The sequence below is a fragment of the Dryocola boscaweniae genome (assembly GCF_025215095.1).
Classification (GTDB): domain Bacteria; phylum Pseudomonadota; class Gammaproteobacteria; order Enterobacterales; family Enterobacteriaceae; genus Dryocola; species Dryocola boscaweniae.
The window spans coordinates 77,898-100,184 of the sequence record NZ_JALHAP010000068.1 but is presented as its reverse complement, the minus strand read 5'-3'; the positions used below and the strand labels follow the sequence as shown (position 1 = coordinate 100,184).

Genomic DNA, 22,287 nt, shown 5'->3' with positions numbered 1-22,287 from the left:
CAGCCAGTTTGATCTACAGCAATTTTCCCCTTTTCGCGGTTATTAAGCCAGCCTTAGATATTGATCTGGCGCATATAATCTTGCTTTTGTTAATAACGTTTCGCTGAAGAATGAATGGTAAATACATTGTTAACAAAGTGTTCGTGATTATAGCGCTAAGTTAAGCGCTGTAGACTAACTATAAATAAATGCCAACTATTTAAACTATGGATGGCAAATGCACTTTTGCCATTGACGCTTTAACTTGTGCTAATCACTTCACGTTATTAAAGCGTGAAAACCTCAGCGGACAGGTGAAATTCACAATATATTTACTATTAATGATAAACATATTAACAAATCATTATTTTTTAAAAGGTTACCTGAGAAGAAGACGAATAGATAAAATGAAAAAACCGCGTACAGGAACGACGCAAAATCGAAATATTTTACATCTATAAACCCATTTTTTTGTTGTATACCAATGCAATAACAGATTTTTAGCCATAAAAAAGGCCACCCAAAGGGCGGCCAACCATGTCGAACATTTATTATTAGTTCTACCCTTTTCCCGCCAAAGCGGGGAAAAGTTTTATTGCGGCAGAATCGCCTTCAGGGCTTCACCGATGTCAGCGAGGCTGCGTACGGTTTTCACGCCTGCAGCTTCCAGCGCTGCGAATTTCTCGTCAGCAGTACCTTTACCCCCGGCAATGATGGCGCCCGCATGGCCCATACGTTTGCCTTTAGGCGCGGTAACACCGGCGATATAGCCTACAACCGGCTTGGTTACATGATCCTTGATGTAAGCCGCGGCTTCTTCTTCCGCGCTACCGCCGATCTCACCGATCATAACGATGGCTTCAGTCTTCGGATCTTCTTCGAACATCTTCAGAATATCGATGAAGTTAGAGCCAGGGATTGGGTCGCCGCCGATACCCACGCAGGTGGACTGGCCCAGACCAATATCGGTGGTCTGCTTAACCGCTTCATAAGTCAGCGTACCGGAGCGGGAAACGATACCCACTTTGCCCGGCAGATGGATATGACCCGGCATAATGCCGATTTTGCACTCGCCTGGGGTGATAACGCCCGGGCAGTTAGGCCCAATCATGCGCACGCCGGCTTCGTCCAGTTTCACTTTCACCGTCAGCATATCCAGCGTCGGGATACCTTCGGTGATGGTGATAATCAGCTTAATGCCTGCATCAATAGCTTCCAGAATGGAGTCTTTGCAGAACGGGGCCGGAACATAGATGACAGACGCGGTTGCGCCAGTTGCTTCTACTGCTTCGCGCACGGTGTTAAAGACCGGCAGGCCGAGGTGCTCGGTGCCGCCTTTACCTGGCGTTACGCCGCCAACCATTTGAGTACCGTATGCAATCGCCTGTTCGGAGTGGAAAGTCCCCTGGCTGCCGGTGAAACCCTGGCAAATTACCTTGGTGTTTTTATCGATCAAAATGGACATTATTTCCCCTCCACGGCAGCAACAACCTGCTGTGCTGCATCCGTCAGACTTGTTGCTGCAATGATGTTCAGGCCGCTATCAGCCAGTTTCTTCGCGCCCAGTTCAGCGTTGTTGCCTTCCAGACGAACTATGACCGGAACGTTCACGCCTACCTCTTCAACCGCGCCGATAATACCGTCAGCGATAAGATCGCAACGTACGATACCGCCGAAAATGTTAACCAGAACGGCTTTCACTTTGTCGTCGGACAGAATGATTTTGAACGCCTCGGTTACGCGCTCTTTGGTTGCGCCGCCGCCAACGTCCAGGAAGTTAGCCGGTTCGCCGCCGTGCAGCTTAACGATGTCCATGGTGCCCATAGCAAGGCCCGCACCGTTAACCATGCAGCCGATGTTGCCATCCAGCGCCACATAGTTCAGTTCCCACTGCGCAGCCTGAGATTCACGAGCGTCTTCCTGACTTGGGTCACGCATTTCACGCAGCTCTGGCTGGCGGAACAATGCGTTGCCGTCGGCGCCCAGTTTACCGTCGAGGCAAACCAAATCGCCCTGCTTGGTGATAACCAGCGGGTTGATTTCGATAAGCGCCAAATCACGCTCAAGGAAGATATTCGCAAGACCCATAAAGATTTTGGTGAACTGCTGAACCTGCTTACCTTCCAGGCCCAGTTTGAACGCCAGTTCGCGACCCTGGTAAGGCATTGGGCCCGCCAGCGGATCCAGCGCAACTTTATGGATCAGATGTGGGGTTTCTTCCGCCACTTTTTCGATTTCCACGCCGCCTTCGGTGGAAGCCATAAACACCACGCGACGTGAGCTGCGGTCTACTACCGCGCCAAGATACAGCTCTTTATCAATGTCAGTCGCAGCTTCTACCAGAATCTGATGAACAGGCTGGCCGCCGGCGTCAGTTTGATAAGTCACCAGGCGCTTACCGAGCCAGTGTTCAGCAAAGGCGCGAATGTCTTCTTTGCTGTTAACCACTTTCACGCCGCCCGCTTTACCGCGGCCACCGGCATGAACCTGACATTTCACCACCCACGGACCTGCGCCAATTTTAGAGGCCGCTTCTTCAGCTTCACGCGGTGTGGTGCAGGCGTAACCGACCGGAGCCGGTAAACCATACCGAGCAAACAATTGTTTCGCCTGATATTCGTGTAAGTTCATGAGTTCTATCCATCCTTCATAAAAACAGGTAGGTCATCAATCTACGTCGGATGACGCTTCGCTTATCCGACCTACAAGGCAGGTGATATTTGTAGGGCGGGTGAGCAAAGCGCCACCCGCCAGAGGTTTACTACACGTCCAGCAGCAGACGAGTCGGGTCTTCAAGCAGCTCTTTAATCGCTACCAGATAGCCGACAGACTCGCGGCCGTCGATCAAACGGTGATCGTACGAGAGCGCCAGGTACATCATCGGCAGGATCTCAACTTTACCGTCGACCGCCATTGGCCTGTCTTTAATAGCGTGCATACCCAGGATCGCGCTCTGCGGCGGGTTGATTATCGGGGTAGACATCAGGGAACCAAACACACCGCCGTTGGTGATGGTGAAGTTACCGCCGGTCAGGTCTTCAACGGTCAGCTTGCCGTCACGGCCTTTTACCGCCAGCTCTTTGATGCGTTTTTCGATGTCCGCCATGCCGATGGTATCGACATCGCGCAGCACCGGCGTAACCAGACCACGCGGTGTGGATACCGCAATGCTGACGTCAAAGTAGTTATGGTAAACCACATCTTCGCCGTCGATAGAAGCGTTCACTTCCGGATAGCGTTTCAGCGCTTCAACAACCGCTTTAATATAGAAGGACATGAAGCCCAGGCGTACGCCGTGACGTTTCTCGAAGGCTTCACCGTACTGCTTACGCAGTTCCATGATCGGCTTCATGTTCACTTCGTTAAAGGTGGTGAGCATGGCGGTGGAATTTTTCGCTTCCAGCAAACGCTCGGCGACACGCTTGCGCAGACGAGTCATCGGCACGCGTTTTTCGCTGCGGCCAGCCAGAGGGGCCGCCGGCGCTTTGGTTTCTTGCGCTGCTTTTGCATGAGCAGGCTCGGCTGCTTTCGCCTGAGTCAGATGCTTATCAACGTCTTCACGAGTGATACGACCGCCAACGCCGCTGCCTTTGATGGCGCTGGCATCCAGCGAATGCTCGGCAATCAGGCGGCGAATAGCCGGGCTAAGGGCGTCGTTATTTTGCTCTTCCAGGGAAGCCTGCTGACGCTGGGCCGGCGTGGACTCTTTGCTGTCTGCTTTGGCTGAGGTTTCTTTGCCAGAGCTGTTGCCTTCGCGCAGGCGGCCCAGAATTTGACGGGAGGTCACCGTCGTGCCTTCATCTTCCAGAACAGCATCCAGGACACCATCTGCGGACGCCGGTACTTCCAGTACCACTTTGTCAGTTTCGATTTCCACCAGCACTTCGTCACGGGTTACGGTATCACCCGGTTTTTTATGCCATGTTGCAACGGTCGCATCGGCAACGGACTCAGGCAGGTCAGGAACTAGAATATCTACGCTACTCATTTTTTATCCTTTAATTAATCGACGTTCAGCGCGTCATTAACCAGATCTTGCTGCTGTTTCTGGTGAACGGACATATACCCTACCGCCGGAGAGGCGGAGGCCGGACGACCTGCATAACGCAGAGCTGATCCAAATGGAATCACTTCGCGGAAGTGGTGTTGGCTGCAATACCATGCGCCCTGGTTAAGCGGCTCTTCCTGGCACCACACGAAATCATGCACGTGAGCGAACGGCTTCAGCGCTTCCTGCACCGCCTGGTGAGGGAATGGATACAGTTGCTCGATGCGCACAATCGCCACATCTTTTTGATCTCTTTTACGGCGCTGCTCAAGCAGGTCGTAATAAACCTTACCGGAACACATTACCACGCGTTTCACGGCAGAAGGATCCAGCTCATCAACTTCGCCAATCGCAGGCAGGAAGGTGCCGTTTGCCAGCTCATCGAGCGTGGAAACCGCCAGCGGATGACGCAGCAGGGATTTCGGCGACATAACCACCAGCGGACGGCGCATACCGCGCAGCGCCTGACGACGCAGCATGTGGTAAACCTGTGCCGGCGTAGACGGTACGCAAACCTGCATGTTCTGTTCAGCACAAAGCTGGAGGTAACGTTCCAGACGCGCAGAAGAGTGCTCGGGGCCCTGACCTTCATAGCCGTGCGGCAGCAGCATCACCAGACCGCACATACGGCCCCATTTCTGCTCGCCGGAGCTGATGAACTGGTCGATAACAACCTGCGCGCCGTTCGCGAAGTCGCCGAACTGGGCTTCCCAGATGGTCAGCGTGCGTGGCTCAGCGGTAGCGTAACCATATTCAAATGCCAGTACAGCTTCCTCAGACAGTACGGAGTCCCAAACTTTGAACTCGCCCTGGCTGTTGTGAACATGCTGAAGCGGAGTATAGGTAGAACCGTTGGTCTGGTTGTGAATCACAGCGTGACGGTGGAAGAACGTGCCACGGCCTGCATCTTCGCCAGACAGACGCACAGAAACGCCTTCATCAACCAACGTGGCGTAAGCCAGGTTTTCAGCCGCGCCCCAGTCAAATTTCTTGGCGCCGTTCGCCATTTCCTGACGATCGCTGTAGATTTTGGCGACGCGAGACTGCATTTCAACGGATTCCGGCGCGGTGCTGATGCGTTTGGCCAACTCCTGCAGGCGCTTCATCTCAACCTTGTTCGGGTAGCTTTCATCCCATTCGTGGTTAAGGTATGGCGACCAGGTAAACGAATGCATGTTCATCGGACGGTATTCTTTTACCACGCACTCGCCGGCATCCAGCGCATCGCGGTAGAGATTCACCATTTCGGTAGCGTCTTCAAGCGTGACCAGTTTTTCCTGCTCCAGACGGTCGGCGTAAATCTTACGCGGCGTCGGGTGCTTCTTGATTTTCTGGTACATCACTGGCTGAGTTGCGCTTGGCTCATCGGCTTCGTTATGACCATGACGACGGTAGCAAACCAGGTCAATAAACACGTCGCGTTTGAAGGTGTTACGGAAGTCCAGGGCCAGACGGGTCACGAAAGCCACCGCTTCCGGATCGTCTGCATTGACGTGGAAAATCGGCGCCATCACCATCTTACCGATATCGGTACAGTACGGCGTGGAGCGCGCATCCAGCGGGTTGGAGGTGGTGAAACCAATCTGGTTGTTAATAACGATGCGAACGGTACCGCCCACTTCGTAACCACGTGCTTTGGACATGTTCAGGGTTTCCTGAACCACGCCCTGACCCGCTACCGCAGCATCGCCATGAATGGTGATCGGCAGAACCTGGTTGCTGCCCGGTTTGTCCAGACGATCCAGACGCGCACGAACAGAACCGATAACAACCGGGCTAACAATTTCCAGGTGCGACGGGTTAAACGCCAGCGCCAGATGAACCAGGCCGCCTTCGGTTTCAACATCGGATGAGAAGCCCATGTGGTACTTCACATCGCCAGTACCGAGATGTTCTTTATGCTTGCCCGCGAACTCGTCGAACAGGTCCTGCGGTTTCTTGCCTAATACGTTAATCAGCACGTTGAGGCGGCCACGGTGCGCCATCCCCAGCACCACTTCACGCGTGCCGCTCTTGCCCGCATGGCGGATCATTTCTTTGAGCATTGGCACCAGCGCGTCGCCGCCTTCCAGCGAGAAGCGTTTCGCGCCCGGGAATTTCGCCCCCAGATAACGCTCCAGACCTTCGGCCGCGGTCAGCTCGTTCAGGAAGCGTTTTTTCTCTTCGCTGGTGAAGGTGGAGTGCCCGACTACCGATTCAATACGCTGCTGAATCCAGCGTTTCTCTTCGGTGTTGGTGATGTGCATGTATTCCGCACCGATGGAGCCGCCGTAGGTTTGTTTCAGCGCGTCTATCAGATCGGCAAGCTTCATGGTTTCTTTGCCGCCGGCAAAAGAACCTACGTTAAAGGTTTCCTGAAGATCGGCATCCGTCAGATTGTGAAAAGCCGGAGAGAGATCGGGAACCGCATCCTGTTTCCACAGGCCGAGCGGATCGAGATTAGCCGCCTGATGACCACGGAAGCGCCATGCGTTAATAAGCTGCAGCACTTTAACTTGCTTAACGTCAGTGTCAGGGTCGGTAATCGCGGTTGAATAACGTGAGGCATCCTTCGCCAGACGACGGAAATAATCACGTGTTTTAGAATGGAATTGATCCGGTCTGGCTCCGGTTCCAGGTAACTGCTGGAACATTGAGCGCCAGTGCGCATCAACAGAGTCAGGATCGGTTAAGAAGTCTTCATAGAGCTGCTCTATCCAGGACTGGTTCGCACCCGCCAGGTAAGAGGAATCCAGCCAGGCTTTCATTTCGCCGTTCTGCATCGTGATCCCTTAAGCATTTATCTGCTTAAATCGCGTGGATAACTATAGCGTACACGTTTGGTACACATTCCAGGGTTCACTTTCAGCGGACCTGTTGCCGTAGTAAGACGGCCCGCGAAGGAACCTTTAAAAACTGTCGCTATACGAGGTTACGTAGGGCAGTTTTTAAAGGTTTCCTGCATGGCTCCCGTCCCGGGAGCCGTGTGGTGGATGGCTCTTCGTTTATCCACCCTACCTTTCTCCGTAGGGCGGATAAGCCTGCGCCATCCGCCAATGCTTCTCTTATTAAGCGCTTCTTTGCAACAGCATCGACTTGATATGGCCGATGGCTTTCGTCGGGTTCAGCCCCTTAGGACATACACTGACGCAGTTCATGATGCTATGGCAGCGGAATACGCTGAAAGCATCGCTGATCCCATCCAGACGACTGGCGGTCTCAGTATCACGGCTATCAATCAGGAAGCGATAAGCCGCCAGTAAACCTGCCGGACCGATGAACTTATCCGGGTTCCACCAGAACGACGGGCAGGAGGTCGAGCAGCAGGCGCACAAAATGCATTCGTACAGACCATCCAGTTTTTCACGCTGCTCTGGCGACTGTAAATGCTCGCGAGCGGGTGGATTTTGCCCATTATTCAACAGGTAAGGTTTAATCTTCTCATATTGGGCATAGAATTGTCCCATGTCCACTACCAGATCCCTGACAACCGGCAATCCTGGCAGCGGGCGGATAACAATCTTCTGTTTTCCATTACCGAGCGCTGAGATTGGCGTGATACAGGCCAGACCGTTTTTACCGTTCATGTTCACGCCGTCAGAGCCACAAACGCCTTCACGGCACGAGCGGCGAAACGCCAGCGTCGGATCTTTTTCTTTCAGTTGAATAAGCGCGTCGAGCAACATCATGTCGCGCCCTTCTTCCCCTTCCAGTGTGTACTCCTGCATACGCGGAGCATCGTCAACGTCCGGGTTGTAGCGATAAATAGAGAATTCGAGTTTCATCACTTTGCTCCGCTATTAGTAAGTACGCACTTTTGGTGGGAATGCCGGACGCAGTTTCGGCTGCATGTTCACCTCACGGCGGGTCATGCTTTCCGACTCTGGCAGGTACAGGCTGTGGCACAGCCAGTTCGCATCGTCACGGTCCGGGTAGTCGAAGCGGCTATGCGCGCCACGGCTTTCAGTGCGGAAATTAGCGGAAACGGCGGTAGCAAAAGCGGTTTCCATCAGGTTATCCAGCTCCAGGCACTCAACGCGCTGGGTGTTGAATTCGCTGGAAGTATCGTCCAGACGAGCGTTTTTCAGACGCTCGCGGATAACCTTCAGTTGTTCAAGCCCTTTGGCCATCGCATCGCCTTCGCGGAATACCGAGAAGTTATGCTGCATACATTCCTGAAGCGCTTTACGGATTTGAACCGGGTCTTCACCGTCGCGGTTGCCATTCCAGCGGTTAAGGCGTTCCAGAGCGGCATTAATCTGCTCTTCGGATGCATCGCGCAACTCGCCCTGCTCGGCGATAGATTCCAGCAGATGCAAACCAGCCGCACGGCCGAACACCACCAGGTCAAGCAGCGAGTTGCCGCCCAAGCGGTTAGCGCCGTGTACCGATACGCAGGCGATTTCACCTACTGCGAACAGGCCCGGAATTACAACGTCTTCACCCTGCTCATTCACCGTCAGCGCCTGGCCGGTTACTTTGGTCGGAATACCGCCCATCATATAGTGGCAGGTTGGAATGACCGGGATAGGTTCTTTAACCGGGTCAACGTGTGCGAAGGTGCGGGACAGCTCCAGAATACCCGGCAGACGGGACTCAAGCACTTCTTTACCCAGGTGATCGAGTTTCAGCTTGGCATGCGGCCCCCACGGGCCGTCGCAGCCGCGGCCTTCACGGATTTCGATCATGATGGAACGAGCCACCACGTCGCGACCCGCCAGGTCTTTTGCGTTTGGCGCATAACGCTCCATAAAGCGCTCGCCGTGTTTATTCAACAGATAACCACCTTCGCCACGGCACCCTTCAGTGACCAGAACCCCGGCCCCGGCGATACCGGTTGGGTGGAACTGCCACATTTCCATATCCTGCACTGGAACGCCTGCGCGCAGCGCCATGCCGACACCGTCGCCGGTGTTGATGTGGGCGTTAGTCGTGGACTGATAAATACGGCCTGCGCCGCCAGTCGCCAGCACGGTTGCCTTAGCTTTGAAGTAAACGACTTCACCGGTTTCAATGCACAGCGCGGTACAGCCTACTACTGCGCCATCGTCGTTTTTCACCAGATCCAGCGCATACCACTCGGAGAAAATCGTCGTTTTGTTTTTCAGGTTCTGTTGATACAGCGTGTGCAAAAGGGCATGACCTGTGCGGTCAGCTGCCGCTGCGGTACGTGCCGCCTGCTCGCCGCCGAAGTTTTTCGACTGGCCGCCAAACGGACGCTGATAAATTTTTCCATCATCAAGACGGGAGAACGGCAGACCCATATGCTCCAGCTCCAGAATCGCTTCCGGGCCGGTTTTACACATATATTCAATGGCATCCTGGTCACCGATGTAATCGGAACCTTTTACCGTGTCATACATATGCCATTCCCAGTTATCTTCATGGGTATTACCAAGCGCTACGGTAATGCCGCCCTGTGCAGATACGGTATGGGAACGAGTTGGGAAAACTTTTGACAGCAAGGCGCAACTCTGGCCCTTTTGTGAAATTTGCAGCGCGGCGCGCATACCTGCGCCGCCGGCACCGATGACGACAGCATCAAACTCTCTGACTGGTAAATTCATTACACACCCCACACCACAACAAATCCATAAATGACGTAAACCAGCAGTGCTACAACAATCAGCAATTGCAGCCCAAGGCGAATCGCTACTGATTTAACGTAGTCGGTCAACACCTGCCACATGCCAATCCAGGCATGGATCAAAATAGAGAACAATGTCAGCAGGGTGAACACTTTGGTGAAGGCGGAGGCGAAGAACCCACTCCAGACCTCATAGGTTAATTCGCCAGTGACAGCGAAGAAGCCAATCATATAGATGATGTACAGGGTGATTACGATGGCGGTGGCACGAACCAGCAAAAAGTCATGCACGCCATTGCGACCTAATGCGGAGGCATTGCTTACCATACGAGGACTCCTGCAAGAATTGAAAGCACGACGGTAATAACAAAGGAAAGCGTTGCGGATCGTTTGCCCGCTTGCAGAGTTTCTTCCAGATAGCCCACGTCCATCAGCATATGGCGAACGCCGCCAACCACGTGATAGGCAAGAGCCGTCAGAATGCCCCACATTATGAATTTAACAAAGAAGCTGCTCATTATTGATGAAGCAGAGAGAAAACCTTCCGGGGAGGAGAGTGACAGACCCAACAGCCAAAGCAGAATGCCAACAGCCACAAAGGTGATCACGCCGGATACACGATGGAGGATGGAAGCGATGGCAGTCACGGGAAATTGGATCGTTGTGAGATCCAGATTGACAGGTCTTTGTTTCTTCGCATTTTTTATCATGAATAGCGCCCACATGCTGTTCTTATTGTTTCCTTCCTCCGGATCTGCAGGCGGGGTCAGACAGCGTGAACTTTCTATAACTGTGCGTCATGCAAAAACAGCTACGTCCAGATGCCAAAAAACTGGCTACAACGCTGGGTGGCACCCGGTGGCAGGGTATTCCGGAGACCTGGCGGCAGTATAGGCTCTTCACAAAATCATTACAATTAACCTACATATAGTTTGAAGGGTTTTGCTCTGAACAGTGACCAGGATCACGATAACAACATTATTTTAAAATTTAATCATCTGATTTGACAAAAGTTAAACATTATTGTTACAAACAAGGCCAGAAAAGCCGTATAATTCGCAAAAGTTATAGGGTCAGCCTTTCACCTGAGAATAAGTTATGTAACAGTGTGTCGGTATTGACCCCGTCAATCAGGACAGTTATTAGTGGTACACAGGTTTGAATGATATGGACTGCTAACCCCCTGATTTGCTGTTTTTTCGCCTGCGTGGCTGCGTTACCTGCAAGCGCCCATCGCTCTGTACCCTGGCTGTATCCCTTTCAAAACAGAGCTGAGAGCCAAATAACAAACTGGTAATGATTTCCACGGGTTTGAATGCAAATCGGGTACCCTGCAGTCTTAAGAAATAAGGCGCTAAGGAGACCGTAAATGGCTGATAAAAAAGCAACCCTCACCTATAACGGTGATGATGCTCTCGAACTGGATGTGCTAAAAGGCACGCTCGGTCAGGATGTAATTGATATCCGTAGTCTTGGTTCTAAAGGTGTGTTTACTTTTGATCCGGGTTTCACCTCCACCGCATCATGCGAATCAAAAATCACCTTTATCGACGGTGACGAAGGTATCCTGCTACACCGTGGTTTCCCTATTGATCAACTGGCGACCCACTCCAGCTATCTTGAAGTATGTTACATCCTGCTGTACGGCGAAAAGCCGACTCAGGAAGGGTTCGAAGAATTCCAGACCACCGTCACTCGCCACACCATGATCCATGAGCAGATCACTCGCCTGTTCCACGGTTTCCGTCGTGACTCACACCCAATGGCCGTTCTGTGCGGCGTAACCGGCGCGCTGGCCGCCTTCTATCACGATTCCCTGGATGTAAATAATCCGCGCCATCGCGATATCGCGGCTTTCCGTCTGCTGTCCAAAATGCCGACCGTCGCCGCGATGTGCTACAAGTACTCCATTGGTCAGCCGTTCGTTTATCCGCGCAACGATCTATCCTATGCCGGCAACTTCCTGAATATGATGTTCTCCACGCCGTGCGAGAAATACGAAGTTAACCCAATTCTGGAACGCGCAATGGACAGAATTCTGATCCTACACGCCGACCACGAGCAAAACGCATCCACCTCAACCGTTCGTACCGCAGGTTCCTCGGGCGCAAACCCATTCGCCTGTATCGCTGCCGGTATTGCTTCCCTGTGGGGGCCTGCACACGGTGGCGCTAACGAAGCCGCACTGAAAATGCTCGAAGAAATCAGCAGCGTTGAACACATTCCGGAATTCATCCGCCGCGCGAAAGATAAGAACGATTCTTTCCGTCTGATGGGCTTTGGTCACCGCGTGTACAAAAACTACGACCCGCGTGCCACCGTAATGCGTGAAACCTGCCATGAAGTGCTTAAAGAGCTGAATCTGAAAGATAACAGCCTGCTGGAAGTGGCGATGGAGCTTGAGCATATCGCCCTTAACGACCCGTACTTCATCGAGAAGAAACTCTACCCGAACGTGGACTTCTACTCCGGCATCATCCTGAAAGCGATGGGCATTCCTTCTTCCATGTTTACCGTTATCTTCGCGATGGCGCGTACCGTGGGCTGGATTGCGCACTGGAATGAAATGCACGACGACGGCATCAAAATCGCCCGTCCACGCCAGTTGTATACCGGCTACGAGCAGCGTGATTTCAAATCCGATTTGAAAAAATAAGCTCCGACTGGCGGATGGCGCATTGCTTATCCGCCCTACGATTGTTCAGGCGAACGTAGGGCAGATAAGCGTCATCCGCCAGATTTAACGCTGGCAACGGGAACACCAGTAAAAAGGCCGCGAAGACAGCATCGTTTTCTCTATCACCCCGCCGCAACGCTCGCATTTTTTTCCTGCACGATGAAACACTTTAAAGCTAAAAATCGCGCCGTGATGTTTATTTTCATCCACGCTGCCACGCGTATTGTACGAAAAACGCGGGATATCCAGCAGCGCATTTGCGAGCCTGTCGAGCTGTTCGTCGCTTAAATCCTGCGCTTTATGATGAGCCGCGAGCCCAACGTACCAGAGAATCTCCACCCGCAGATAATTCCCTAACCCCGCGAGAAATGCCTGATCCAATAACAGGCCGCTGAATTGCCGCTTACGAAACCTCGGCGACAACAGGCGCTCTTTCACCTGCTGCGCCGTTAGCGTTAAATCCAGAACATCCGGACCGACACGCAGCAAAAAAGGATGCTTCACCAGTTGTTCATCATCGAGCATGGCAATATCGGAGGCGCTGTAAAGCAAGATAGCTTTGTCCGCCGTTTGCAATTTTACTCGCAGCACGCGCGTGGTTACCGGCGCTTCTCCCGAATTCACCACACGCCATACGCCATAGAGCTGATTGTGGCTGTATAAGGTCTTCCCGTTTGAGAAGCGCGTGAGTAATGCTTTTCCACGCGTTTCTATTCGCTCAACTTTTTGCCCTATCAAAGCTTCTTCAAATATTTTTAATTCGGGAAAAGCAAACCAGACATCGGTTAACGGTTTATTTAAAACGGCAGCTTCAAGAGCGTCTGCCGCTCGTCTAATTTCCGGTCCTTCAGGCATCATCGCTCCCGGATTAAATCAATCATCGTCATTAAGCCGCCAGGCCAGTTGATCCAGATAGAGCTGCTGATCGCGGCGTGCTTTAAGCGCTTCTTCCAGCGTGCATTGCACAAAGTGGATAGGCTCTCCCAGCCGTAGCTGCGCAAGGTGGAACATGTCCGCTTCAATCACACAGGCGATTCTCGGGTAGCCGCCGGTTGTTTGCGCATCGTTCATCAGGACAATCGGCTGTCCGTTATGCGGCACCTGCACCACGCCCGGTAATAAACCGTGGGATAACAACTCACGATCGGTGTTGCGCTCTAAACGTTGTCCCTGAAAACGATAGCCCATGCGGTTGCTCTGCGGGCTTAGCTGCCAGGGCAAACGCCAGAAACTATCCTGAGCGCCCTGGCTGAACTCGTGATATTCAGGGCCCGGGAGCGCGCGAATACGGTTGCCCCACAGCAGTTGTTTTACACCACGCGCTTCGCGGAAGTGGCGTTTTGGCGGCAAAAGCGGAATCGTATCGCCATCTTGCAGCAAACGGCCGGAGAAGCCTCCAATCTGCGCTTTTAAATCGGTACTCGCTGACCCCATCAGCAAAGGAATATCCAGCCCGCCCGCAACGGCTACGTAGCTGCGCATCCCCCTTTCCGGCGATTTGAGTCGTAGCTGTTGCCCGGCTTTTACCGGCAGCCGCCATCCGGTCCAGACTGCATGTCCGTCCAGATCCGCATGGCAGCCCGCGCCTGTTAAAGCAAACCAGCCGTCCTGCGTAAACTCAATGACGCACTGGCCAAGCGTAATTTCCAGTGCGGCGCTTTCAGGATTATTCCCCACCAGCAAATTGGCGATGCGCAAAGCGGGTCCATCCAGCGCGCCGCAGCGGCTGACGCCCAGTTGGCGATAACCATAGCGCCCACTATCCTGCACAGAAGTGTGCATCCCGGCACGAATAATCTTCAGCACACGCCCTCCTTCTGAGGCACAAAGCGCACGGTATCGCCCGGCGCTAACAACGCTGGCGGTTCAATGTCAGGGTTAAACAGTTTTACGGATGTCTGACCAATAATCTGCCAGCCGCCCGGCGTCGCAAGAGGATAAATTCCCGTCTGGCTGCCGCCAATTCCTACGGAACCCGCAGGCACCAGCAAGCGAGGTTCAGCGCGGCGCGGCGTTTGTAACGTGGATGCAAGCCCGCCAAGATAAGCAAAACCAGGCTGAAAGCCGAGAAAATAAACCACGTATTCCGCACCTGAATGCTGCTCCACGACTTGTTGAGGCGTTAGCCCGTTATGTTCGGCAACGACTTTAAGATCCGGCCCAGTATCGCCGCCGTAGATCACCGGGATCTCAATGCGCCGTGATTCAGGGATTATCGCCTCGCTCTCTTCCCACCAGCGCTGTATCCGCTCTATGCCGTCCAGCGCAAGGTTCTGCGGCTCGCGCAGCACGACGGTAATGTTATTCATACCCGGAATAACTTCCCGAACGGAATCCGCTTCTTCAAGCCTGCGGGTCAGCCCCCATATACGTTGCTGGCTCTCAAGGGATATCGGCGGTTCCAGCTCCAGAACCACCGCGCTTTCGCCTAATAAATAACACCGCGCTCTTTGCACTTTTCCTCCTGAATATCGCGTTATGCCGGGTTAGGAACGTCGACAAAGGTCACGTCTAAATCCGTTTCGCTGTTGAGCCAGTCGCTCAATGCCTGGATGCCGCCGCGTTCGGTTGCGTGGTGTCCTGCGGCATAAAAATGCAAGCCTTGTTCACGCGCGGAGTGAATGGTTTGTTCGGAAACCTCACCGGTAATAAAGGCGTCCACGCCAAAACGTGCGGCGCTATCAATAAAGCTTTGCCCACCGCCGGTACACCAGGCGATGCGACGAATTTGATCGGGCCCGGCATCGCCGCACCACAGCGGAGTGCGACCAAGCCGCATCTCAATCCATGAAGCAAGTTCCACGCCAGAAAGCGGTGTGGAAAACTCGCCCCACGGCACCAGCGGCTCAATTTCGCCTTTGGTTTCGATGCCCAGCAACGAACCGAGCTGCGCGTTATTGCCTAATTGCGGGTGCGCATCCAGCGGCAAATGCCAGCCGTAAAGATTGATGTCGTTTGCCAGCAGCGTTTTCAGACGGCTACGCTTCATACCGCGAATAACCGGTGATTCGCCTTTCCAGAAATAGCCGTGGTGCACAATCACCGCGTCGGCATTTTGACGTACCGCTTCGTCCAGCAAGGCCTGGCTTGCCGTTACGCCGGTGATAATTTTACGGATCTCTTCACGCCCCTCAACCTGCAGGCCGTTTGGCGCGTAGTCGCTTATCGCCGCGCTGTTGAGTTTTTCGTTGATCAGGCGTTCCAGTTCGCTATTTTTCATCTTGTTTATCTTCCGGTTTTCGGGCCGCCTCATAGGCGGCAAGTGTCGCAATACGTGCCTGCTTATGGTCAACAATCGGGCGCGGATAGTCCAGAGTCTGCTGCTGTTTATCCGCCCAAATCCACGGTGAATGGATATATTTGCCTGGAACGGCTTTCAGTTCGGGCAGCCAATGGCGAATAAACGCTCCTTCGGCGTCAAATCGCTCTCCCTGCGTGGTGGGATTGAAGATACGGAAATAAGGTGCCGCATCGGTACCAGTGGAGGCCGCCCATTGCCAGCCTCCATTATTCGCCGCAAGATCGCCGTCGATCAATTGCGACATAAAGTAGCGCTCGCCGGCCCGCCAGTCGATGAGCAAATCTTTTACAAGGAAGCTGGCAACAACCATGCGCAGACGGTTATGCATCCAGCCGGTGGCGTTGAGTTGGCGCATTGCGGCATCGACAATCGGGAAACCCGTTTTCCCTTTCTGCCAGGCCTCCAGCCGTTCCTTATCCTGATGCCAGCGCACCTTGTCCGTCCATGGGATAAACGGACGAAAGCGGCAGAGCTTCGGCCAGGCCACAAGCAGATGGCGATAAAACTCACGCCAGATAAGCTCGTTTAACCACGTCGCCCCCTCCCCGCCCTCTATAGCCTGCGGATGTTCTTTTAATAATCGATGCAGACACTGGCGCGGCGAAATCACCCCGAGCGCTAAATATGGCGACAGGCGACTGGTGCCTTCAATTGCCGGGAAGTCACGCTGTTCGGCATAATCGACGGCAGGACGCAGGCAAAATTCCCGCAGCTTTGCAATAGCCGCTCGTTCGCCAACGGGAAACAACGCCGTATCCACTTTCTCACCAGGATAATCAAAAGGCGCAGGCTCTTTGATAACAAGCGGCTCGCCACGAGAATGCGGCGCCGAAACGCATTCCGGCAATCCTTCCTGCAACCGTTTAATAAATGCTTTGCTGAAAGGAGTAAAAACCTTGTACATCTCATGATTGCCGGTGGTTACGCTGCCGGGCGGCAGGAGCACGCTGTCATCAAAGCCCTGGCATATTACGTCTCGCCCGAGAATTTTCTCCACCGCCGCGTCACGTTCGCGCTCGTTGATCTCATACTGATAGTTGTAAAACAGAGCATCCACGTTTTGACTGGCGCAGAACCCTTTCAGGTACTCAATAGAAGCCGTGAAATCGGCCACTTGTTTAATAAAAAGCGCTATCCCGCGTTCGGCCAGAGATGTTTGCAGCAAACGCAGATGCTGCCAGAGAAATTCAGCCTGGCGGGGTGACATATCGTGTTGTCGCCATTGTTCAGGCGTGGCGATAAAAAGAACGATGACTTTAGCTCCGGGATCGCGGCAGGCCGCCGCGAGCGCCAGGTTATCGGAAACACGTAAGTCACTGCGAAACCAGACCAGATGAGTGGCCATACAACTCCCTGAATTAATTGCCGTAGCGCAAGCGTAGAGCCTCAGGATAGGGTTCAAAATAGCGCTGCTGCGCTAAATATTGGTCAGGATATTCTGCCATGTAGTGTTTTAACAAAGTGACGGGGGCCAGAAGCGGCTGGGTTCCCAGACGATACCGGTCAATCAACTCCGATAACTCCTGACGCTGGCGGGAGCTTAGCTGACGACGAAAATAGCCCTGAACATGCATCAGCACATTTGTGTGATTACGGCGCGTGGCCTGATGCTCAAGCAGTAACATTAAGCGCAGACGGTATTCGATAAAGAAATCATCCAGCGATTCCCAGTTTTCTATATCCGCGACAAAACGCCCCAGTTCGCGATATTGCGGCTGGGAATGCGCCAGCAACAGCAGCTTATAGCGGCTGTGAAAACCAATAAGCCCGCCTCTCGTCAGCCCTTTTTTGTACAGGTTGTTGAGCTCAAAAAGCGTGTAGATACGCTCAACAAAATTCTCGCGAATTGGGGGGTCCTGTAAGCGGCCATCTTCCTCAACGGGCAGCCACGGCATCTGGCGTTTGAGCTCAGCGGTAAAGATGCCGGTACCATTTTTACGATTGTTATTGCCAACGGGTTCGTAAACCCGCACCCGTTCCATGCCACAGCTCGGAGATTTTGCGCAAACAATATAGCCACAAAGATGCGCAAGGCCCGGGATGCGCCTGGCGGAAAACTGCTGCATCTCCTGGGTCAAATCACCTTCCGTATGGTTACTAAAACGTAGCGCGATTTCGCCGTCATCTACCTTTATTAAACGCAGCGCCGGGCGCGGCGTAGGTAGACCAATTGCCATTTCCGGGCAAACGGGCTCAAAACGCACCCAGGGCGCAAGCTCGTCGACAGCAAACGCCAACCGTTTATGACCGCCGTCAAAGCGGACGTTTTCCCCGAGTAAACAGGCGCTGATGCCGACTGGAATATTGCCGCTCATGAGTTTACTCCTTTGTGATGAACTCTAAGTGTAGCAAGTCGCCATAACAAAAAAGGCTACCCTTTTGGGTAGCCTTTTTAGCTTTGAATCAGGTCTTAGTAGAAATCGCCGGAAGCGGCTTCTGCCTGAGCCAGCCAGACTGGCTGATCGCTTGTTTTCGACCAGACGCGGTGCAGATAGCTGTAAAAACGCGCGCGATCTTTCCAGAACAACATTACCGGCAGCGCCAGTATGCCAGCGGCTACTGCGAAGATGCGACGCAGGATAACCTGATGCGCAGGATATTCTTTGTATAAAGACATAGGCTTCTCCCTTTATTTTGTGACCGGCAACAAAAGCCGGGAATTCAGAACTTGTTATCTGACCAAAATAGTATCGCATCGGCTGAAATTTTACTACTCATCAGACCACTTGATCGCACTTGTTGTGCAGATATTTACATTCGTTCCGTAATTTAGTTACAAAAAAGTTAAATAAGTACTAACCATTAGTTAAATAAGGGACTTTGTATTTGTACGCCTGCCCTGTCTCGCATCCGGCGGTAAAACGAAATGAACTGCGAGCAGGCCTGATTTACAGATACAAAAAAGGCGCCCCAGGGCGCCTTTATGGATTCGCTGCAGCTTACTTCGCGTTTTTCAGCACTTCGCTAACAATCTCTACCGCTTCTTTTTCAATTTGTTGGCGATGTTCGGCGCCCAGGAAACTTTCACAATAGATTTTGTACGCATCTTCAGTACCGGACGGACGAGCCGCGAACCAGCCATTCTCGGTCATCACTTTCAGACCGCCGATGGAGGCGCCGTTACCCGGAGCCGCGGTTAAACGTGCAGTGATCGGGTCGCCTGCCAGGGTATCCGCGCTGACCATTTCCGGGGACAACTTCGACAGCGCAGCTTTTTGTGCTGAAGTGGCGGAAGCCTGCAGGCGGTTATAGCTTGGCGCGCCGAAGCGGGCTGCCAGTTCGTCGTAATGCTGCTGCGGGTTTTTACCGGTAACGGCGGTAATTTCTGCCGCCAGCAGGCACATGATAATGCCGTCTTTATCAGTCGACCATGGCGTGCCGTCAAAGCGCAGGAAGGATGCCCCGGCGCTTTCTTCGCCACCAAAACCAAAGCTGCCGTCAAACAAACCGTCTACAAACCATTTAAAGCCAACCGGCACTTCCACCAGCTTGCGGCCCAGGTCGTTGACGACGCGGTCAATCATGGCGGACGAAACCAGCGTTTTACCTACCGCCACGTCTTTGCCCCACTGTGGACGATGCTGGAACAGATAATTAATCGCGACGGCCAGATAATGGTTCGGGTTCATCAGGCCGGCCGGGGTGACAATGCCGTGACGGTCGTAGTCCGGGTCGTTGGCGAAGGCCAGGTCGAATTTGTCGCGCAGCGCCAGCAGACCTGCCATCGCGCATTCAGACGAGCAATCCATACGGATCGCGCCGTCTTTGTCGAGGTGCATAAAGCGGAAAGTCTGATCTACCTGATCGTTTACGATGGTCAGATCCAGATTGTAGTGTTTCGCAATACGCTGCCAGTATTCGATGCCGGAGCCGCCAAGCGGATCAACGCCCAGCTTCAGGCCCGCTTTCTGGATGGCGGCCATGTCGATAATGTCCACCAGCCCTTCGATAAACGGCTGCACCAGATCTAACTCTTTCACGTGGCCGCTTGCCCAGGCCTGGTCGAGAGAAATACGTTTCACGTCTTTCAGACCATCGGCCAGCAGCGCATTTGCACGCTCTTCAATAACTTTTGTGACGTTGGTATCAGCCGGGCCACCGTTAGGTGGATTGTATTTGATGCCGCCATCTTCAGGCGGGTTGTGCGAAGGCGTGATAACGATACCGTCCGCCTGAGCGCCGTCTTCTTTGTTGTGCGTCAGAATCGCATTAGACACAGCAGGCGTCGGCGTGTAGCCGTTCGCCTGTTGAACAATGATATCCACACCGTTTGCCGCCAGCACTTCCAGCACGGAGATAAACGCAGGCTCAGACAGGGCATGAGTGTCTTTACCAACATAGCAAGGGCCAGTGATGCCGTTCTTAGCACGATCTTCAGCAATCGCCTGAGCAATTGCCAGAATATGCGGTTCGTTAAAGCTATGACGAGCCGCACTGCCGCGGTGGCCGGAGGTGCCGAATTTCACCGCGTGTTCGCTATTGCCCGCTTCCGGTTTCAGCACGTAGTACTGGGCCGTTAGCTGGGCTACGTTAATCAAATCGCTCTGTTGCGCAGGTTGACCTGCACGGTTGTGGTTAGCCATTGGCCCTTCCTTTTGACGCAGATTAAATAGTGCCGCAAACCTTCTCAATCAATTCCGCCGGGAACTGCATTGATTGCATGATGTGTTCGATCATGCTGCATTTGCGACCCGTATTGGTGTTGGTGATAACCCAGTATGGCGTACCCGGAACATGTTTTGGCTTGGTCTGATTGCCATTAGCCAGCAACGTTTGTTCGTTGCCGGCAAAGTAGACACGCGTACGGCCATGCAAAGACTCAGTGGCTTCGCCAAAAGTTTTCGCATCCAGTTGGTAGAGCGTAGAAAGCACCATCATGAAACGATTAACGGCTTTCTTTTGCTCGGCGTACTCATCAGAGAGTAGCAACTCACGAACGGCGCGCACGCGATCGCGAGCCCGATTCACGGGTTTATCTTCAGGAGCAGGGATTGCCGCAGGTTGTGCGGAATTCGCTGTAGGGGAAGTCGTCGCTGCGGGAGTCTGACCGGCGGTAAATTTCAACATTCGCCGTAAAATATCGGACGCGCTCTCGCCAATGTGTTGCGTGTGGCTGGCAATATAGCGATATAGCTCGTCATCAACTTCAATCGTTTTCATCTTCATCCAGTGCGATATCTTAATTCTGAATACAAGTCGTTGGGATTATAGGAGCAAATCCCAACAGCGGGTAGCGCCAAACAGGTGTCGCCCAATAAAGCCAGATTAAACTGAATGTTTGCGGCACTGCGGCAGGAATGTCTTCATGATACCCTAACCCTACGAATCAAAAAAAAGAACTTTGCCATGAAATTAAACGCTCGCCTGCAAACTGCGCAACAATCGACTAGCAATTCTCCTGTTGTTCTCATTCACGGCCTGTTTGGCAGCCTTGATAACCTCGGCGTGCTCGCTCGCGATCTCGGGCAGGATCATACGCTGCTGCAAATAGATCTGCGTAATCACGGCCAGTCTCCCCGCAGCGATGAAATGAATTATCCAGCAATGGCGCAGGATGTGCTGGAAACGCTGGACGAATACGGTTTTGAAAAAGCGATAATTGTCGGTCATTCGATGGGCGGTAAAGTCGCTATGGCGCTGACGGCTATCGCCCCTGAGCGTATCGACAAACTTGTGCTGATTGATATCGCTCCGGTCGATTACCGGGTGCGTCGTCACGATGAGATTTTTGCCGCGATTAATGCGGTGAGCCACGCCGGTGCGAAAACTCGTCAGCAGGCCGCAGCTTTAATGCGCGAGCATATAAAAGAAGAAGGCGTGATTCAGTTCCTGCTGAAGTCCTTTGCCGAAGGCGACTGGAAATTCAACGTGCCGGTGTTGTGGAAGGAGTATGAAAATATCGTTGGCTGGCAAAACGTTCCGGCCTGGGAGCATCCGGCTCTGTTTATCCGCGGCGGCGACTCGCCTTATGTGGATGAAACGCACCGGGATGCGTTGCTGGCACAGTTTCCCGGGGCTCGTGCCCACGTTGTTGCAGGCGCAGGGCACTGGGTTCACGCCGAGAAACCAGAAGCGGTTTTACGCGCCATTCACCGTTTTATCGATGAATCTTCCCTAAACTGATTAAAAACAGACCGACTGGCCGTAAGTTGCGGCTAACGCGTTGGCGCGCAGAATTCCCTGATGTATGATGGCGCGCTTAAATGCGCCGGAGCATTCTGCTCGCAGCATCCCGAAATTCCTGTCAGTACTCTAATCATGGCAAAAGAACAAACGGACCGTACTACATTAGATCTGTTCGCGGACGAGCGTCGCCCGGGGCGGCCAAAAACCAATCCGCTAACGCGAGATGAGCAACTGCGTATCAACAAACGTAACCAGCTCAAACGCGATAAAGTACGCGGCCTGAAACGAGTCGAGCTAAAACTCAACAACGAAGCGGTGGATGCGCTAACTCAGCTTGCTGAAGCCAGAAATATCAGCCGCAGCGAACTGATTGAAGAGATGTTGTTAACACAGCTCAAGCAACACCTGAGCTAACCATTTGTCAGCCCACCCTGTCCTCAAGTGAAACTGGCGCTTAATGCGCCATCATGTTGCAGTCTGTGCACAGCGCTATGATAGCTGTTTCCGCACTGTGGCCTGTTCTGCTATGATTGCCCCATCTGTGGGCTATACTCCGCCACCATACCATTAAGTTTCAAGAGGTTATTTTA

At 53.1% G+C, this 22,287-nt stretch carries 21 protein-coding genes; 4 read left to right on the top strand and 17 right to left on the bottom strand.

All coding sequences use genetic code 11. From position 1 onward, the window contains the following. Positions 1 to 571: 571 nt before the first annotated feature. From sucD to sdhC, 8 genes are all read right to left on the bottom strand, one after another. Positions 572 to 1,444 carry a succinate--CoA ligase subunit alpha gene (sucD, locus tag MUA00_RS02865; RefSeq protein ID WP_271121536.1) on the bottom strand — a complete coding sequence of 291 codons (873 nt, stop codon included), beginning with the start codon at positions 1,442 to 1,444 and terminating at the stop codon, positions 572 to 574. Then, a complete protein-coding gene (gene sucC / locus MUA00_RS02860; RefSeq protein WP_271121537.1) occupies positions 1,444 to 2,610 on the bottom strand; it encodes an ADP-forming succinate--CoA ligase subunit beta in 1,167 nt (388 codons plus the stop codon). Before sucC ends, sucD begins: the two co-directional genes overlap by 1 nt. A 130-nt stretch (positions 2,611 to 2,740) precedes the next feature. Continuing rightward, the gene (odhB, locus tag MUA00_RS02855; protein ID WP_271121538.1) at positions 2,741 to 3,967 is read right to left on the bottom strand and encodes a 2-oxoglutarate dehydrogenase complex dihydrolipoyllysine-residue succinyltransferase; all 1,227 of its coding nucleotides are present in this window, start codon (positions 3,965 to 3,967) and stop codon (positions 2,741 to 2,743) included. A 14-nt stretch (positions 3,968 to 3,981) separates the two neighbouring features. Beyond that, complete coding sequence (gene sucA / locus MUA00_RS02850) at positions 3,982 to 6,789, bottom strand: 2-oxoglutarate dehydrogenase E1 component (RefSeq protein ID WP_271121539.1); 2,808 nt, start codon at positions 6,787 to 6,789, stop codon at positions 3,982 to 3,984. Positions 6,790 to 7,074: 285 nt separating this feature from the next. Then, entirely contained in the window at positions 7,075 to 7,791 is a 717-nt protein-coding gene (locus MUA00_RS02845; protein WP_271121540.1) for a succinate dehydrogenase iron-sulfur subunit, read from the bottom strand. Between the two features lie 15 nt (positions 7,792 to 7,806). After that, positions 7,807 to 9,573: a succinate dehydrogenase flavoprotein subunit gene (gene sdhA, locus MUA00_RS02840; protein ID WP_271121541.1), complete on the bottom strand. Its 1,767-nt coding sequence runs from the start codon at positions 9,571 to 9,573 to the stop codon at positions 7,807 to 7,809. Further along, positions 9,573 to 9,920, bottom strand: a complete 348-nt coding sequence (gene sdhD, locus MUA00_RS02835; RefSeq protein WP_271121542.1) for a succinate dehydrogenase membrane anchor subunit — start codon at positions 9,918 to 9,920, stop codon at positions 9,573 to 9,575. Before sdhD ends, sdhA begins: the two co-directional genes overlap by 1 nt. After that, the gene (gene sdhC / locus MUA00_RS02830; RefSeq protein WP_271121543.1) at positions 9,914 to 10,318 is read right to left on the bottom strand and encodes a succinate dehydrogenase cytochrome b556 subunit; all 405 of its coding nucleotides are present in this window, start codon (positions 10,316 to 10,318) and stop codon (positions 9,914 to 9,916) included. Before sdhC ends, sdhD begins: the two co-directional genes overlap by 7 nt. Before the next feature lie 278 nt (positions 10,319 to 10,596). Here sdhC and MUA00_RS21385 point away from each other — a divergent pair, with 278 nt between their 5' ends. Then, a complete protein-coding gene (locus tag MUA00_RS21385; RefSeq protein WP_438941018.1) occupies positions 10,597 to 10,755 on the top strand; it encodes a hypothetical protein in 159 nt (52 codons plus the stop codon). A 207-nt stretch (positions 10,756 to 10,962) separates the two neighbouring features. Beyond that, on the top strand, positions 10,963 to 12,249 hold the full coding sequence (locus MUA00_RS02825) for a citrate synthase (RefSeq protein ID WP_271121544.1): 1,287 nt from the start codon (positions 10,963 to 10,965) through the stop codon (positions 12,247 to 12,249). Between the two features lie 84 nt (positions 12,250 to 12,333). Here the strand turns inward: MUA00_RS02825 and nei are convergent, their stop codons facing one another. The 9 genes from nei to seqA all read right to left on the bottom strand — a co-directional run bounded on the left by nei (position 12,334) and on the right by seqA (position 20,731). Further along, entirely contained in the window at positions 12,334 to 13,125 is a 792-nt protein-coding gene (gene nei / locus MUA00_RS02820) for an endonuclease VIII (protein WP_271121623.1), read from the bottom strand. A gap of 18 nt (positions 13,126 to 13,143) precedes the next feature. Then, positions 13,144 to 14,076: a 5-oxoprolinase subunit PxpC gene (gene pxpC / locus MUA00_RS02815; protein WP_271121545.1), complete on the bottom strand. Its 933-nt coding sequence runs from the start codon at positions 14,074 to 14,076 to the stop codon at positions 13,144 to 13,146. Next, positions 14,070 to 14,726, bottom strand: coding sequence for a 5-oxoprolinase subunit PxpB (gene pxpB, locus MUA00_RS02810; protein WP_271121546.1), 657 nt, complete (start codon positions 14,724 to 14,726; stop codon positions 14,070 to 14,072). Before pxpB ends, pxpC begins: the two co-directional genes overlap by 7 nt. 20 nt (positions 14,727 to 14,746) lie before the next feature. Further along, on the bottom strand, positions 14,747 to 15,490 hold the full coding sequence (locus MUA00_RS02805) for a type 2 GTP cyclohydrolase I (protein ID WP_271121547.1): 744 nt from the start codon (positions 15,488 to 15,490) through the stop codon (positions 14,747 to 14,749). Further along, a complete protein-coding gene (phrB, locus tag MUA00_RS02800) occupies positions 15,480 to 16,916 on the bottom strand; it encodes a deoxyribodipyrimidine photo-lyase (protein ID WP_271121548.1) in 1,437 nt (478 codons plus the stop codon). Before phrB ends, MUA00_RS02805 begins: the two co-directional genes overlap by 11 nt. A gap of 13 nt (positions 16,917 to 16,929) precedes the next feature. Further along, positions 16,930 to 17,886 (bottom strand): YbgA family protein, encoded by a 957-nt coding sequence (locus MUA00_RS02795; RefSeq protein WP_271121549.1) that lies wholly within the window; start codon positions 17,884 to 17,886, stop codon positions 16,930 to 16,932. Between the two features lie 95 nt (positions 17,887 to 17,981). After that, entirely contained in the window at positions 17,982 to 18,188 is a 207-nt protein-coding gene (locus tag MUA00_RS02790) for a YbfA family protein (protein ID WP_271121550.1), read from the bottom strand. Positions 18,189 to 18,510: 322 nt separating this feature from the next. Continuing rightward, positions 18,511 to 20,154: a phosphoglucomutase (alpha-D-glucose-1,6-bisphosphate-dependent) gene (gene pgm, locus MUA00_RS02785; RefSeq protein ID WP_271121551.1), complete on the bottom strand. Its 1,644-nt coding sequence runs from the start codon at positions 20,152 to 20,154 to the stop codon at positions 18,511 to 18,513. Between the two features lie 22 nt (positions 20,155 to 20,176). Next, positions 20,177 to 20,731 (bottom strand): replication initiation negative regulator SeqA, encoded by a 555-nt coding sequence (gene seqA / locus MUA00_RS02780; RefSeq protein ID WP_271121552.1) that lies wholly within the window; start codon positions 20,729 to 20,731, stop codon positions 20,177 to 20,179. A gap of 186 nt (positions 20,732 to 20,917) precedes the next feature. Here seqA and ybfF point away from each other — a divergent pair, with 186 nt between their 5' ends. Further along, positions 20,918 to 21,694: an esterase gene (gene ybfF / locus MUA00_RS02775; RefSeq protein ID WP_271121553.1), complete on the top strand. Its 777-nt coding sequence runs from the start codon at positions 20,918 to 20,920 to the stop codon at positions 21,692 to 21,694. Positions 21,695 to 21,829: 135 nt separating this feature from the next. After that, complete coding sequence (gene ybfE / locus MUA00_RS02770; RefSeq protein WP_271121554.1) at positions 21,830 to 22,111, top strand: LexA regulated protein; 282 nt, start codon at positions 21,830 to 21,832, stop codon at positions 22,109 to 22,111. The last annotated feature ends 176 nt before the right edge of the window (positions 22,112 to 22,287 follow it).

Excerpts from the sequence above, each read along its gene's own strand:
- sucC (WP_271121537.1), bottom strand. The coding sequence starts at position 2,610 with ATGAACTTACACGAATATCAGGCGAAACAATTGTTTGCTCGGTATGGT.
- ybfE (WP_271121554.1), top strand. The coding sequence starts at position 21,830 with ATGGCAAAAGAACAAACGGACCGTACTACATTAGATCTGTTCGCGGAC.
- sucD (WP_271121536.1), bottom strand. The coding sequence starts at position 1,444 with ATGTCCATTTTGATCGATAAAAACACCAAGGTAATTTGCCAGGGTTTC.
- sdhA (WP_271121541.1), bottom strand. The coding sequence starts at position 9,573 with ATGAATTTACCAGTCAGAGAGTTTGATGCTGTCGTCATCGGTGCCGGC.
- MUA00_RS02795 (WP_271121549.1), bottom strand. The coding sequence starts at position 17,886 with ATGAGCGGCAATATTCCAGTCGGCATCAGCGCCTGTTTACTCGGGGAA.
- sdhD (WP_271121542.1), bottom strand. The coding sequence starts at position 9,920 with ATGGTAAGCAATGCCTCCGCATTAGGTCGCAATGGCGTGCATGACTTT.
- MUA00_RS02790 (WP_271121550.1), bottom strand. The coding sequence starts at position 18,188 with ATGTCTTTATACAAAGAATATCCTGCGCATCAGGTTATCCTGCGTCGC.
- MUA00_RS02845 (WP_271121540.1), bottom strand. The coding sequence starts at position 7,791 with ATGAAACTCGAATTCTCTATTTATCGCTACAACCCGGACGTTGACGAT.
- sucA (WP_271121539.1), bottom strand. The coding sequence starts at position 6,789 with ATGCAGAACGGCGAAATGAAAGCCTGGCTGGATTCCTCTTACCTGGCG.
- pgm (WP_271121551.1), bottom strand. The coding sequence starts at position 20,154 with ATGGCTAACCACAACCGTGCAGGTCAACCTGCGCAACAGAGCGATTTG.
- MUA00_RS02825 (WP_271121544.1), top strand. The coding sequence starts at position 10,963 with ATGGCTGATAAAAAAGCAACCCTCACCTATAACGGTGATGATGCTCTC.
- nei (WP_271121623.1), bottom strand. The coding sequence starts at position 13,125 with ATGCCTGAAGGACCGGAAATTAGACGAGCGGCAGACGCTCTTGAAGCT.
- sdhC (WP_271121543.1), bottom strand. The coding sequence starts at position 10,318 with ATGTGGGCGCTATTCATGATAAAAAATGCGAAGAAACAAAGACCTGTC.
- MUA00_RS02805 (WP_271121547.1), bottom strand. The coding sequence starts at position 15,490 with ATGAAAAATAGCGAACTGGAACGCCTGATCAACGAAAAACTCAACAGC.
- odhB (WP_271121538.1), bottom strand. The coding sequence starts at position 3,967 with ATGAGTAGCGTAGATATTCTAGTTCCTGACCTGCCTGAGTCCGTTGCC.
- seqA (WP_271121552.1), bottom strand. The coding sequence starts at position 20,731 with ATGAAAACGATTGAAGTTGATGACGAGCTATATCGCTATATTGCCAGC.
- ybfF (WP_271121553.1), top strand. The coding sequence starts at position 20,918 with ATGAAATTAAACGCTCGCCTGCAAACTGCGCAACAATCGACTAGCAAT.
- phrB (WP_271121548.1), bottom strand. The coding sequence starts at position 16,916 with ATGGCCACTCATCTGGTCTGGTTTCGCAGTGACTTACGTGTTTCCGAT.